Source organism: Kitasatospora sp. NPDC059462 (genome assembly GCF_042749955.1).
GTDB lineage: Bacteria > Actinomycetota > Actinomycetes > Streptomycetales > Streptomycetaceae > Kitasatospora.
In genome coordinates this window covers 1-13081 of sequence record NZ_JBHYUU010000208.1, presented here as the reverse complement: position 1 = coordinate 13081, position 13081 = coordinate 1, and the positions used below count along the sequence as shown (strand labels likewise).

Here is a 13081-nt window from a genome sequence, read left to right as displayed (position 1 = left end):
GCCCCGGGAACGGCGCGGGCGGCGCGGGCGGCGCGGCGCGGCGCGGCGCAGGACGGTGCGGACGGCGCGGCGCCCGCCGGGCCCTCAGCCGATGGCGACCTCCGCGTACATCCGGGCGATCACGTCCTCGATCGCGGGCTCGCGCACCGAGAGGTCGACCAGCGGGTAGCGGGCCGCGACGGCCGCGACCACCGGGGCCGCGCTCTGCTGGGCCGGGAAGGCCAGCCACTGGCGCGGGCCCTCGACCCGGACCACCCGGGCGCCGGGCACGTCGATCGGCGGGCGGGCCTCGGCCAGGTCGACGACCAGCGTCCGCTCGCTGTCGCCGACCGCGTGCAGGCCCTCCAGACCGCCGTCGTAGACCACCCGGCCGTGGTCGATCACCATCACCCGGCCGCACAGCTGCTCGATGTCGGTGAGGTCGTGCGTGGTCAGCAGCACGGTGGTGCCGAGGTCGCGGTTGACCTCGCGCAGGAAGTCGCGCACCCGGCCCTTGCTGATCACGTCCAGGCCGATGGTCGGCTCGTCCAGGTACAGCACGGCCGGGTCGTGCAGCAGGGCGGCGGCGAGGTCGCCGCGCATCCGCTGGCCGAGCGAGAGCTGGCGCACCGGTGTGTCGAGCAGCGCGCCGAGGTCGAGCAGTTCGACGCAGCGTTCCAGGTTGGCACGATATCGGTGCTCGGGGATCCGGTAGAGCCGGCGGGCGAGTTCGTAGGAGTCGCGCAGCGGGAGGTCCCACCAGAGGGTGGTGCGCTGCCCGAAGACGACGCCGATCCGGCGGGCCAGCGCGACCCGTTCGCGGGCCGGGTCGACCCCGGCGACGCGCAGCCGTCCGGCGGTGGGCACCAGGATGCCGGTGAGCATCTTGATGGTGGTGGACTTGCCGGCGCCGTTGGGGCCGATGTAGCCGACGCACTCGCCGGCCCCGACGGTGAAGGTCAGTCCGTCGACGGCGCGCACCTCGCGCTTCTCGCGCTTCAGCCGGCCGGCCTTGGCGCGGACGGTGAAGGTGCGGCGGACGTCGTCGAGCTCGATCAGTGCCATGGGTCTTCCTTAGAACGAACGGGATGCGGGGTCAGCTGCCGGCGCCGCGGTAGGCGCGCAGTCCGGTCCGCCAGACGAGGCCGGCCACGCACAGGGCGAGGACGGCGGCCAGCGGCGAGGCGAACCGGAAGGCGGCGGGCAGACCCAGCGGGTCGGGCTTGTCGAGGATGTGCAGGGCGGGAAGCCAGTTGACGAAGGCCAGCGGCACGCCGAAGACGGTGCCGGCGACCAGCTCCTTGGCGAAGACCGTCGGCGGGTACTGCAGCACGGTCGCGCCGCCGAAGGTGAAGGAGTGGTGCAGTTCCCCGGACTCGCCCCACCAGAACTGCAGGCTGGCGAAGCCGATGAAGACCGCCGCGAAGATGAGGGTGCCGCAGAACAGCAGCACGGGCACCAGCAGCACCCGGTCCCAGGTCCAGCGGACGTCCAGCATCCACAGCGACCACCCCAGCACGGCCGCCGCCTGCACCGGCCGGCCGAGCCGGCGCAACGAGAACCGTTCGGCGCAGATCTGGGCGAGGGCGGGTGCGGGCCGCACCAGCATGGTGTCCAGGGTGCCGGTGCGGATGCGCTGGCCGAGGGCGTCGACGGTGCCGACGAACAGGTTGGCCGTGCCGAGGGCGAACGCGGAGGTGCCGTAGAGGAAGCCGAGTTCGGGCAGGTTCCAGCCGCCGAGGCTGTCGGTGTGCTGGAACATCAGGATGATCACGACGAAGTCGAGGAAGGTGATGAGGACGTTGGCGACGGTCATCATCACGAACGACGCCCGGTAGGTCATCAGCGCCCTGGTCCACATGGCGGCGGTGAGCCACCAGGAGCGCAGCGCCCACGCGGTCCGGGCGGCCAGCGGGTCCCGGGCCCCGCTCAGCCCGGCGGGCTCACGGGCCGTCAGGGTCGGTTCAGCCACCCTGGACCACCACCTTGCGGGTCGCGAGCAGCTGGACCAGCCGCCCGGCCGCGAGCAGCACCAGCGCCCAGGCCAGCTGGAAGCCCAGCGCGCCGAGCAGCCCGGTGCCGGTGACCCGCTCCAGGAAGACGTCGGTCGGCACCTTCACCAGCGCCGCCCAGGGCAGCACCGGCGCGAGGGAGCCGAGCCAGCCGGGGAAGAGCGCGAGCGGAAGCAGCATCCCGGAGAAGAAGATCGACACCATCACGGCCAGGGTCCGCACCCCCTCCGAGTCGTGCAGCCAGAAGCCGGTGAGCGAGACGAGGAAGCGCACGCCGAAGCTCACGACGACCGCGAGCAGCACCGACAGCAGGAAGACCACCCAGGTCAGCGGGTGTTCCGGCATCCGGGTGCGGAAGACCAGGGCGCCGACCAGCACCGGCGGCACGCCCCGGCCGAGCAGGTGGAAGGCGGCCCGGCCGAGGTCGGTGGCCAGCCACCAGCCCTGGAAGTCCACCGGCCGGTAGAGGTCGACGGCGATGTCGCCGGTGCGGAAGCGCTCCTGGACGTCGTCCTCGAAGCCCCCGCCCAGCACGGCCACCGTCATCAGCAGGGCCTGGCTGACCCAGATGTAGGTGACGGCCGCGGCCTCGTCGTAGCCGCCGAGACCGGGGCGGACCTCCCAGAGGGCCAGGAAGGTGTAGGCGAGGATGAAGCCGAAGACGGTGTTGGTCAGGGCGCCGGCCAGGGTGGCGGCCCGGTAGGTGGAGAAGCGGCGGAACGCGCCGCGCAGGACCGCGGCGTACAGGCCCAGGACGGCGCGCACGCCGCCGGGATCGGGAGGCCGGAGCTCGGCCTGCGACGACTCAAGCTTCTGCATATTGTCTCCTTATCGACAAATGGCGGCACAGGGAGACCCCTGTCCGCGACCGCGCACGCCGAACCGGCTCCGACCGGCTCTGCCCGGGGGGTCCCGGGACACGGCGGGCGGAGCTCGAACGGGCCGAAGAACCCGAAGTGGCTGCGCTATCTGGTTTGCACCTTTCACCGTACTGCGGCGAGACCCCGCCCGCACCCGGTTTTTCCATCACCCGACCGGAGCCGCCCGCACGCCTGACCCTCGGTCAAATAGCACATAATCTCCGCATGACCCTGAGCACCAGCCGCCGCCGGGCCAGACGGGCCGCCCGACGCGAGGCACGCCGCGCCCTGCCGCTCCGGCGACGGCTGCTGCCCACCTGGCGGGTCACCCTCGGCGCCGTCCTCACCACGGCCCTGCTCGCCGTCGGCGCCTTCGCCGTGCTCTACGCCGTCGTGCCGCTGCCCGACCCCAACGCCCAGGCCGTCGCCCAGAGCAACGTCTACCTCTACGCCGACGGCGTCACCGAGATCGCCCGCACCGGGGCCGTCAACCGCACCGACGTCACCATCGACCGGATCCCGGTCAGCACCCGGCAGGCCGTCGTCTCCGCCGAGGACCGCACCTTCTACCAGAACCGCGGCATCGACCTGACCGGCATGGTCCGGGCCGGCTGGAACACCCTGACCGGCCAGGGCATGCAGGGCGGCTCCACCATCACCCAGCAGTACGTCAAGAACTACTACCTCACCCAGAGCCGGACCATCGAGCGCAAGGGCCGCGAACTGCTCATCGCCCTCAAGGTCGACCAGCAGCGCGGCAAGGACGAGATCCTCGCCGGCTACCTCAACACCAGCTACTTCGGCCGCGGCGCCTACGGCATCCAGAGCGCCGCCCGCGCCTACTACGGCGTCGACGTCTCCGAGCTGACCCTCCCGCAGAGCGCCTACCTCGCCGCCCTGCTCCAGGCCCCCAGCGCCTACGACGTGAAGACCGCCACCCCCGCCAACCGCGAACGGGCCGTCGCCCGCTGGCACTACACCCTCGACGGCATGGTCCAGCTCGGCTTCCTCGGCGCCGGCGAACGCGCCGCACTCGACTTCCCCGACCCGATCGACCCCCAGCCCGCCACCGGCCTCTCCGGCCAGGCCGGCTACCTGGTCGGCGTCGCCGACGACTACCTGGTCGGCAGCGGCATCCTGGACAGCGCCACCCTCAAGGCCGGCGGCTGGCGCATCACCACCACCTTCGACCAGCAGAAGCAGGACGCCTTCGCCCGCGCCGTCCACGACGAGCTCACCGACGAACTCGACCCAGCCGCCCGCCCCGACACCGACACCGACGTCCGGGTCGCCGGCGCCTCCGTCGAGCCCGCCACCGGCCGCGTCGTCGCCGTCTACGGCGGACCCGACTACGCCAGGCAGCCCTACAACGACGCGCTGCGCCAGGACAACCAGATCGGCTCCACCTTCAAACCCGTCGACCTCGCCGCCGGCCTCACCTCCAACCACAGCAACGGCGACGGCCTGCCGATCACCACCGAGACCCGCTACGACGGCACCAGCGAACGCCCCGTCACCGACGGCCCCACCCCCTACGCGCCGCCCAACGAGGACGACATCGACTACGGCACCATCACCCTGCGCCAGGCCATGGTGAAGTCCGTCAACTCGGTGTACGCCCAGGTCGGCGTGGACGCCGGACTCGGCCACGTCCGGGAGACCGCCGTCCGGCTCGGCATCCCCGCGGACGTCCCCGGCATGGACCCGGCCAACACCTCGATGACCCTCGGCACCGCCACCCCCAGCGCCCTCGACCTGGCCGGCGTCTACGCCGCCCTCGCCAACCACGGCGGGGCCCACCGCCCCTGGTCGGTCGCCGCGCTGGAACGGGTCAACCCCGGCACCGGCCCGGTCGACGCACCGGAGCTGCCCGGGCACGAGGCCGCCGCCGCCCTCGACCGGGGCACCGCCGACGCCGTCACCGACGTCCTGCGCGAGGTCATCAGCGCCCGCGGCACCGGCGCCGCCGCCCTCGACCTCGGCCGCCCCGCCGCCGGGAAGACCGGCACCACCGACGCCAACCTCTCCGCCTGGTTCGCCGGCTACACCCCCGAACTCGCCACCGCCGTCGGCCTCTTCCGGGAGAACCCGAAGACCCACGCCAAGGAACCGCTGGCCGGCACCGCCGGCTACGCCCGGATCAACGGCGGCGCCTTCCCCACCCGGATCTGGACCGCCTACATGGCCGACGCCCTGGAGGACACCGCCGTCCAGGGCTTCGACCTCGAACCCAGCCGGGGCAACACCCGGCCCACCGCCGACCGGCCCGCCGGCACCCCGAGCGCCACGGCCACCGCGACCGCCACCCCCACCGCCCCCGCACCGTCCCCGGACCCGACGGGCGGCCGCGACGGCACCGTCCAGGCCCCGGCCGCACCGGCCGCACCGGCCGTCCCCGCCGCGCCGGCCGCGCCCCGGCGGCCCACCACGGCCACCACCGCGCCCACCACCGCGCCCACCACCGAGCCGGCCCCCGACCGGACCACCACCGCCCCCGAACCGTCCACCCCCGGGGAACCCGCCCCGCAGGACCCCGCGCCACCGCAGCCCGCCCCCAGCACCCGGCCCACCGCCGACCGGCCCACCGCCGCGCAGCCGACCACCGCCCCCGGCAAGGCCCCGGACCCGACCCCGCCCGCCACGGTCCCGCCGCCCGCCACCCCCAAGCCCCCCGCCACCGTCCAGCCGGTCACCCCTCCCCCGGCGTGACCGCTCAGGCCGACAGCTCGCGCTCCAGCGGCGTCCGGAACCGCGGCGTCACCCTGACCTCCCCCAGCCAGCCCGCCAACCGCTCCGCCTGCGCCGCGACGGCCGCGACCGCCCCCGCCCCCACGTCCTCGAACAGCCGCCACACCACCTCGCCGTCCGCCCGCTGCGCCCAGCCGCCGACCACCCGGCCGCACCACCACACCGTCGGCCCCGCGTTCCCCGCCCGGTCGAACAGCGCCGGCACGTCCTCCGGCCGCAGGTACCAACCCCGGCCCCGCCAGCCCATCACCGCCGGATCCAGCGCCGGCAGCAGCGCCGCCCACGGCTCCGGCTCCGCCACCGCCCCCTCGTCCCCCGGCAGCACCAGACCCACCGCGCCGCCCTCCAGCGCGACCTCCACCGCCTCCAGGTCGGCCAGCGCCCGACGCACCTCCCCCAGCGTCCAGCCCGTCCACCACTTCACGTCCTCGACGGTGCCCGGCCCGTACGCCGCCAGCCAGCGCCGCACCACCTCCGCCTTGGCCTCCCGCACCGGCACCTCCGGCCAGGGCGCCACCGGCGCCCACGGGTAGCTGCTGCTCAGCCACGACCCGCGCGGCCGGCACCGGCGCACGTGCCCGTCCGAGGCCAGCAGCCGCAGCAGCCGGCTCCCCACGCTCTGCTTCGCCTCGTACGGCTTGCCCACCGCCATCAGCATCGTCTCGCGCAGCGCCGGCACGTCCGCGCCCAGCTCGGCCGTGGTCGCCTCGCCGCGCACCGCCAGCGCCTCCAGCACCGCCCGCTCGGTCCGCGCCAGCCGGGCCTCGCTCCACCCCTCGGCGAACTCCCCGAGGTGCTTCAGCAGGGTCGCCCGCTCCTTGGCCGCGATCTGCCGCGCCGCCGCCGCGCTCACGTACGGCGCGAACTCCTCGGTCACCGCGAAGAGCGTCCGCCGCATCGACAGCAGCTTCACCAGCGAGACGTCGTCGTACAGCGCCCGCTCGACCGCGGCCGCCGACGGCTCGCGCAGCCGCGCGCACGCCGACAGGTACACCGTCGCGGCATCGGTGGCGTGCAGCCCGACGACCGCGTCGGCCACCTCCTCCACCCGCGCCGCCCGCCCCTCGGGCGCCAGCAGCAACCGCCGCCCCAGCCGCGCCCGCCGCTGCCCGCCGCCGACCGGACCCGCTCCGTTGATCGCCATGGGCGGATCCTAGGGCTCGTCTTCACACCCCCGCCTGCCGGGCGCCGGATGCCGCCGGAGACGTCCGGAGACGCCGATGGGCCGCCGCGCCCTCGGCACGGCGGCCCACCCGGGCCCCACGGTTACAGGTACAGCCCGGTCGACCCCTCGGTGTCGCCGAAGCGCATCGCCGCGACGGCGTGCAGGTCACGCTCGCGCAGGAGGACGTAGGTGGCGCCGCGGACCTCGACCTCCAGCTTGTCCTCGGGGTCGTACAGCACCCGGTCGCCGGGCTCGACGGAGCGCACGCTCTGGCCGACGGCGACCGCCTCCGCCCAGGCGCAGCGCTTGGAGATCTCCGCGGTCGCCGGGATCAGGATGCCGCCGGTGGAACGGCGCTCGCCCTCGCCGGCCTCGGTCTTCACCAGGACGCGGTCGTGCAGCATCTTGATCGGGAGCTTCTCGCCGAGCCGGTCGTGACGCGGCGCGTCGCCCTCGGCGGGGAGGGACTGCTGGGTCGGTTCGTCGTTCGTACTCACGACCCCGAAGGTACCGCTCCCGGGCGCGGCGTGTGCGGCCGCCCCGGCAGGCGAACGGCCCCGGGCCGGGCACCGGGTGCCCGGCCCGGGGAGGGCCGGGTGGCGGTCAGCCCTTGCGGCGCTTGCGCGCCGAGGCGACCAGCAGCACCAGGCCGACGCCGACCAGCGCGGCCGGGACGATCCGCTCCTTGCGCGGCTGCCCCTTCTCGTCCACGAACTGCGCCCGGGCCTGCTCGACCAGGCCGCTCGCGGCCACGTACGCCCGGCCGGCCTTCTCCTCGACGGCGGCCACGGCCTTCGCCTTGACCTGGGCGGAGATGGTGGTCGGGTGCACGCGCACGGCGAGCTCGTCCAGCGTCGCCGCCAGCTGGGTGCGGGTCCGGGAGATGTCCGCCTCGATCTGGGCGGTCGTCCGCGCCGACTTGTCCGTACTGCTCGCCTCGCCCACTCGGGCCACCCCATTCACTGATGTTCGTCCTGTGCGACTGACCCAGTGTGTCAGCTGCCACGTGGGGCCGCGCGGCCCCACCCACCATCGGAGGTAAGTTTGCCGTGGTACGACCGCCCGTCCAGCACCAGGAGAAACCCCGTGAGTGAGCGTCTCCAGCCCGGCGACACCGCGCCCGCCTTCACCCTGCCCGACGCCGACGGCAACGAGGTGTCCCTCGCCGGCCACCTCGGCCGCAAGGTGATCGTCTACTTCTACCCGGCCGCGCTCACCCCCGGCTGCACCAAGCAGGCCTGCGACTTCACCGACAACCTGGAGGTCTTCTCCGGGGCCGGCTACGACGTCATCGGCATCTCGCCGGACAAGCCGGAGAAGCTCGGCAGGTTCCGCGAGACCGAGAACCTCAAGGTCACCCTGCTCTCCGACCCGGAGAAGAAGGTGCTGGAGGCCTACGGGGCGTTCGGGGAGAAGAAGCTGTACGGCAAGACCGTCACCGGGGTGATCCGCTCCACCGTCGTCGTGGACGAGCAGGGCAAGGTCGAGCACGCGCTGTACAACGTCAAGGCGACCGGCCACGTGGCCAAGCTGCTGCGGGACCTCAAGGTCGCGACGGACTGACGCACCGTCCGGGCGCGGCGGCGGCGGGTGACGGTTCGTCACCGCCGTGTCCCGGTGCTGTCCGCGCTCTGCCCGGAACCTGTCGGCGGGGGCCCGGGACCCTCTAGCGTTCTGCTCACCGGGTGCCGGTCGCCCGGGTTCCGTCCTTGTTCACAGGAGTAGAGCCGTGCAGAGTGCCAGATCCGTGTCCACCGCCCGTGTCGCCGTCGCCGGCGCGATCGTCGCGGCGCTCGCGCTGACCGCCTGCGGGCCGGAGAACGAGGACACCGCCGCACCGCCGACCACCCCCGCCGCGACCACCCCCGCCGCGACCGCGCCGGCCACCGCGTCCGCCCGACCGACCTCCGCCACCCCGGCCGCGCCGACCTCCGCCGCCCCGACCGCCCCCACCTCCGCGGCCCCGGCCGGCAAGCGCCAGGTGGTCGAGGCGAGGACGGCCGGCGGGCTGGCGAAGACCATCGGCCAGGACGCGGTCTCCGACGTCGCCGTCGACCCGGGCGAGATGCGCGAGAACATGCACATGGTGCTCGCCAACTTCGACCGCCCCGGACAGACCTCCGGCCGCCGGATCCTGCTGATCGCCGTCGACAACATCCCCGAGGACCCGGCCAAGCGCCGCGAGCACCTCTGGCGCGGCATGATCGACTACGCCCTGCAGAACGGCTCCACCGGCGACCCGACCACCGCCACCCCGTTCCCGGCCGGCCCGCTCGGCGGCTCGCTGGAGTGCCTGAAGCTGCCGGAGGCGCCCACCACCGACGTCATCTGCGGCTGGTCCGACACCTCCACGGCCGGCGTCGCGCTGTTCCCGAAGACCACCCCGGCCGAGGCCGCCGCCCTGTTCACCAAGATGCGCGGCGACATCGAGAAGTAGGCCCGGGCGGGCCCGGACACGAAGCAGCGGTGGCGGCGCACCCCCCGACCGGGTGCACCGCCACCGCCGTCTCTCACCTCAGGCGACCGCTGTCATCAGCAGGCGCCGAGGTCGCTCCAGACACCCCAGGCGCCGCTGGCGCTCGGGTCGTCGCCCTTGGTCCACCACTTGTTCTGGTAGTAGTGGCCCTTCCAGGAGACCTTGGTCGGGGTGGCGTAGGTGGTGCCCGCGTCCCAGCTCGGCGCACCCGCGCAACCGGCCGGCGTGGTCGGCGGCGTCGTGGGAGGCGTGGTCGGCGGAGTGGTGGGCGGGGTGGTGGGGGGCGTGGTCGGCGGCGTCGTGGGAGGCGTCGTCGGCGGGGTGGTCGGAGGCGTCGTGCCGCCGTCCACCGCACCGCGGGTCAGGTCGCCCTTGAGGCCGTACAGCGTGCCGCCCACGTTGACCGTCCAGTTGGACGGGGTGGACACCGGCAGGTAGTAGACGAAGTCCATGTCGATCGACGCGCCCGGCGCCAGCGACTGCCAGCCCGGCAGCTTCACCGAGACGCGGTTGTAGGTGCCCTTGAGGCCGCCCACGTTGCCGGTGCCGGGGTGGTCCTGCTTGATCACGGTGAGACCGAAGCCGGACTGGTCCTTGGCGTTGCCCGGGGCCGAGTTGCTGTAGTCGAACTGGAACTCGGTGCCGCCCGGCAGGGTCTGCGTCGAGTTGTTGACGATGTGGATCTTCGGGTTGATCGGGTAGTTCGAGTCACCCAGCGCGAAGTTGGTGAACGACACGTCGATCGGCAGGGTCTGCTGCGGCAGCGCGACCGTCGAGCGGATCGCGCCGTACGGCGAGGCCGCCTTGAACTTGTCGTACATCAGCGTGGTCAGCGTGTCACCGGGCACGTACTGGCCCTTGCCGCCGTTGGCGGTCGCGTCCCACTTGTAGTCGCCCGCGAGCTCCCAGATCATCGTGCCGCCGGCACCCTGGTTGACGATGTAGTCGGCCTTGGCGGCGATCGACTGCTCGTCCTCGGTGGACAGGTACACCTTCTTGGCGTCGTTCCACAGCCACGGCGCCACCAGGGTGGAGCTGTAGTTGCGCACGTAGCTGCCCTGCAGGGCGGTGTCGGTCACGCCGTACTTGGAGAGGTAGTCGGGCACGATGCCCTTCTCCAGGTTCTTGGCGTGCCACATCGGGTTCGACCCGGCCGGGGACTCCTTGCCCGCGTCGTCCTTGTCGTTCCAGATGTTGTCGATGCCGACCGCGCCGTCACCGCACGAGGTCAGGCCGGAGCCGACCGGGCAGGTGGTCGCCGCGGCGGTGCCCCAGAGGCCGTTGGTGCCGCCCTGGACGTTCTTGAAGCCGCGGGTGTAGTACGGCAGGCCGACGTTGATCCGGCCGGCCGGCATCGCGCCGCGGAAGTAGTGGTACGACCAGTCGGCGTTCAGGTAGCCGATGCCGCCGTACTGACCGGTGCCGTAGACGTTGGCCGCCGCCAGCTCGCCGTCCTTGCCGTCGTCGAACAGCGCCGCGTTCGGGCCGACGTACTTGTTCCAGGAGCCGTGCAGGTCGTACGACATGATGTCGACGTAGTCCAGGTACTGCGCGATCTGGAAGGTCTCCATGCCGCGCAGCAGGTAGCCGGACGAGGGGGCCGCGACCGAGAGCAGGTAGTGCTTGCCGTCGGCGGCGCCGGCCCGGTCCAGCTTCTCGCGCAGCGTCTTCATCAGCGCCGCGTAGCCCTTGGCCAGCGAGCCGCGCTTGCTGTTGGCGAGCTGCCAGTCCAGCGGGTTGCCCGCGTCCTTCATCGAGGTCGGGTACTCGTAGTCGACGTCGACGCCGTTGAAGCCGTACTTCTTGATGAAGTCGACGGCCGAGTTGGCGAAGGTGTCGATGCCCGCCTGGTTGACGCTGCCGTCGGGGTTGACGGTCATCGAGTAGAAGCCGCCGGAGTTGACGCGCTTGCCGTCGTCGCCGAAGTACCCGCCGGTCTCGGTCCAACCGCCCACCGAGATCATCGTCTTGACGTTCGGGTACTGCTTCTTGTACTTCGTCAGCAGGTTGAAGTGGCCCTTGTAGGGCAGCGACGGGTCGAGCTCGGCGCCGGGCACGCCCGGGAAGGACATCCCGGTGGCCGGGTTGTCCGGGTTGTCGGTGCCGACGGACAGCTTGTTGTCCGAACCGACGTGGGCGAACGCGTAGTTGAGGTGCGTGACCTTGTTCCACGGGATGTCGCTCACCAGGTACGGCTTGGTGCCGTCCTTGCCGGTGCGCCAGCTGGTGAAGTAGCCGATGATGCGGCGCTGGTGGTCCGCGCCCATCTTCTCGCGGCCGTTGGTGTCGTAGACGCTGCAGTACGGGACGTCGACGCCCGGGGTGGCGTAGAGGCCGTCGGGGCGACAGGCGGCATTGTCGACGGTGGCGGACGCCTGGGACGGCGCCGCGCCCAGCGTGGCCACCAGCAGGCCGGCCATCGCGGCAGCCGCCAGCGAGGCCAGGCCGGCGCGGGCCGCCGGGCTCGTGGAACGACGGGCAGCGGTGGGACGCCGCTCCGCCGAGGATCGGATCAACACTCGGTCCTCCGGGCAGAGTGTCGGCGCGTGCCTGTGGGGGAGCACGCACGTGGGGGAAACCAGATTGGCGCCGAAGCTATGTGGTCTGAACCACATAGGTCAATAGGTCTGTACCAATTGGTAATCAATTCCCCAACATCCCCGGTCGAACGGCCGATTGTCGACGGTCCCCGACGCACCACCGGCCCCGGCCCCCCGTGCGGCCCTCCGCATGCCGACCATCTCGCCACCACCTCCCACCGCGCCGGCCGCGCCCCCCGTGACCGAACGGCCCACCGATCGTTCACCTGTCCGGGGACGGGCGCGCACGAGCCCGGAGGGGGAGCCATGGCGGTCAGGTACACCCGCGAACTGCTGACGGCGGTCGCCGCGGAGTCGTCCAGCATCAACGACATGATGAGACGCCTGGGCGTGCCGATGGCGGGCGGCACCCACAGCTACCTGAGCAAGCGGTTGCGGTACTACGGCATCGACACCTCGCACTTCACCGGCGGCAGGCCCGCCTACGAACGCCGGCGCTACAGCCGGGAGCAGCTGGCCGAGGCCGCCGCGAGGACCACCGGGATCGGCCCGATGCTGCGCGAGCTGGGCGTCGTGCCGTACGACAGCGCCTACTCCTACATGAAGCGACGGCTGGCCGAGTTCGGCATCGACACCTCGCACTTCACCACCTCGCACGTCGCCGAGGAGGGTCCCGGCGACGAGGTGATCGCGGCCGTCCGCGAGCAGTCCAGCATCGCCGGGGTGATCCGCGCCCTCGGCCTCCGCGAGGGCGGCGGCGCCCGCAAGCTCGTCAAGGACGCCATAGCCCGCCACGGGCTGGACACCGGCCACTTCACCGGGTCGGCCCACAACCGGGGCGTGAGGACCGGCCCACGGGTCCGTCCGGACGAGCTCCTGGTGGCGCTGCCGCCCGGCAGTCACCGTGTTCCCGGCGACCGGCTCCGGGCGATGCTCGTCCACATCGGCACACCGGAGGTCTGTTCCGGCTGCGGCACCCCACCGCTCTGGCGCGGGCTTCCGCTGACGCTGGAGGTCGACCACGTCAACGGCGACTGGCTCGACAACCGGCGCGAGAACCTGCGGCTGCTCTGTCCGAACTGCCATGCCGTCACGCCGACGTACTGCGGACGGAACCGCAGGGCTGTTATCGGCGAACCCGACAGCCGGTAGGCTTGTGCTGGCGTGCGCCCGTACCCCAGCTGGCTAGAGGGCTGCGACTTAGGATCGCAGTGTCGTGGGTTCGAGTCCCACCGGGCGTACCAAGCAGAGCGGCCCCCTTGCCATCGGATAGAAGGCAACCGGGCCGCTGCCCATTCTGA

At 72.8% G+C, this 13081-nt stretch carries 11 protein-coding genes and 1 tRNA gene; 5 read left to right on the top strand and 7 right to left on the bottom strand.

What is annotated here, in order from left to right:
• Positions 1-84: 84 nt before the first annotated feature.
• The 3 genes from ACFXAM_RS33315 to ACFXAM_RS33305 are packed head-to-tail and all read right to left on the bottom strand — an operon-like array spanning position 85 to position 2744.
• A complete protein-coding gene (locus ACFXAM_RS33315) occupies positions 85-1044 on the bottom strand; it encodes an ATP-binding cassette domain-containing protein (RefSeq protein WP_380296976.1) in 960 nt (319 codons plus the stop codon).
• A gap of 31 nt (positions 1045-1075) precedes the next feature.
• Positions 1076-1951: an ABC transporter permease gene (locus tag ACFXAM_RS33310; RefSeq protein WP_380296975.1), complete on the bottom strand. Its 876-nt coding sequence runs from the start codon at positions 1949-1951 to the stop codon at positions 1076-1078.
• Complete coding sequence (locus tag ACFXAM_RS33305) at positions 1944-2744, bottom strand: ABC transporter permease (protein WP_380296979.1); 801 nt, start codon at positions 2742-2744, stop codon at positions 1944-1946. Before ACFXAM_RS33305 ends, ACFXAM_RS33310 begins: the two co-directional genes overlap by 8 nt.
• A 332-nt stretch (positions 2745-3076) precedes the next feature.
• Between ACFXAM_RS33305 and ACFXAM_RS33300 the strand changes: the two genes are divergently transcribed.
• Complete coding sequence (locus ACFXAM_RS33300) at positions 3077-5560, top strand: transglycosylase domain-containing protein (protein WP_380296973.1); 2484 nt, start codon at positions 3077-3079, stop codon at positions 5558-5560.
• Positions 5561-5564: 4 nt separating this feature from the next.
• Here the strand turns inward: ACFXAM_RS33300 and ACFXAM_RS33295 are convergent, their stop codons facing one another.
• From ACFXAM_RS33295 to ACFXAM_RS33285, 3 genes are all read right to left on the bottom strand, one after another.
• Positions 5565-6743 (bottom strand): winged helix DNA-binding domain-containing protein, encoded by a 1179-nt coding sequence (locus ACFXAM_RS33295; RefSeq protein ID WP_380296971.1) that lies wholly within the window; start codon positions 6741-6743, stop codon positions 5565-5567.
• Between the two features lie 122 nt (positions 6744-6865).
• The gene (locus ACFXAM_RS33290; RefSeq protein WP_078881937.1) at positions 6866-7168 is read right to left on the bottom strand and encodes a co-chaperone GroES; all 303 of its coding nucleotides are present in this window, start codon (positions 7166-7168) and stop codon (positions 6866-6868) included.
• 199 nt (positions 7169-7367) lie between these two features.
• Positions 7368-7709 carry a DUF3618 domain-containing protein gene (locus ACFXAM_RS33285; protein WP_350544813.1) on the bottom strand — a complete coding sequence of 114 codons (342 nt, stop codon included), beginning with the start codon at positions 7707-7709 and terminating at the stop codon, positions 7368-7370.
• A 141-nt stretch (positions 7710-7850) separates the two neighbouring features.
• On the opposite strand from ACFXAM_RS33285, the gene bcp reads away from it, so the two are divergent.
• Together bcp and ACFXAM_RS33275 are read left to right on the top strand one after the other, a co-directional pair.
• Complete coding sequence (gene bcp / locus ACFXAM_RS33280; protein ID WP_380296970.1) at positions 7851-8327, top strand: thioredoxin-dependent thiol peroxidase; 477 nt, start codon at positions 7851-7853, stop codon at positions 8325-8327.
• 184 nt (positions 8328-8511) lie between these two features.
• The gene (locus ACFXAM_RS33275; protein ID WP_380296968.1) at positions 8512-9201 is read left to right on the top strand and encodes a hypothetical protein; all 690 of its coding nucleotides are present in this window, start codon (positions 8512-8514) and stop codon (positions 9199-9201) included.
• Positions 9202-9296: 95 nt separating this feature from the next.
• On the opposite strand, the gene ACFXAM_RS33270 is transcribed toward ACFXAM_RS33275, so the two are convergent.
• Positions 9297-11660, bottom strand: a complete 2364-nt coding sequence (locus tag ACFXAM_RS33270) for a chitinase C-terminal domain-containing protein (protein ID WP_380296978.1) — start codon at positions 11658-11660, stop codon at positions 9297-9299.
• A 426-nt stretch (positions 11661-12086) separates the two neighbouring features.
• Between ACFXAM_RS33270 and ACFXAM_RS33265 the strand changes: the two genes are divergently transcribed.
• Both ACFXAM_RS33265 and ACFXAM_RS33260 read left to right on the top strand, forming a co-directional pair.
• Positions 12087-12932 (top strand): HNH endonuclease, encoded by an 846-nt coding sequence (locus tag ACFXAM_RS33265; RefSeq protein WP_380296967.1) that lies wholly within the window; start codon positions 12087-12089, stop codon positions 12930-12932.
• Between the two features lie 14 nt (positions 12933-12946).
• Positions 12947-13024 (top strand) — tRNA-Leu (locus ACFXAM_RS33260).
• The last annotated feature ends 57 nt before the right edge of the window (positions 13025-13081 follow it).

Excerpts from the sequence above, each read along its gene's own strand:
- ACFXAM_RS33265 (WP_380296967.1), top strand. The coding sequence starts at position 12,087 with ATGGCGGTCAGGTACACCCGCGAACTGCTGACGGCGGTCGCCGCGGAG.
- ACFXAM_RS33295 (WP_380296971.1), bottom strand. The coding sequence starts at position 6,743 with ATGGCGATCAACGGAGCGGGTCCGGTCGGCGGCGGGCAGCGGCGGGCG.
- ACFXAM_RS33315 (WP_380296976.1), bottom strand. The coding sequence starts at position 1,044 with ATGGCACTGATCGAGCTCGACGACGTCCGCCGCACCTTCACCGTCCGC.
- ACFXAM_RS33290 (WP_078881937.1), bottom strand. The coding sequence starts at position 7,168 with ATGCTGCACGACCGCGTCCTGGTGAAGACCGAGGCCGGCGAGGGCGAG.
- ACFXAM_RS33270 (WP_380296978.1), bottom strand. The coding sequence starts at position 11,660 with ATGGCCGGCCTGCTGGTGGCCACGCTGGGCGCGGCGCCGTCCCAGGCG.
- ACFXAM_RS33300 (WP_380296973.1), top strand. The coding sequence starts at position 3,077 with ATGACCCTGAGCACCAGCCGCCGCCGGGCCAGACGGGCCGCCCGACGC.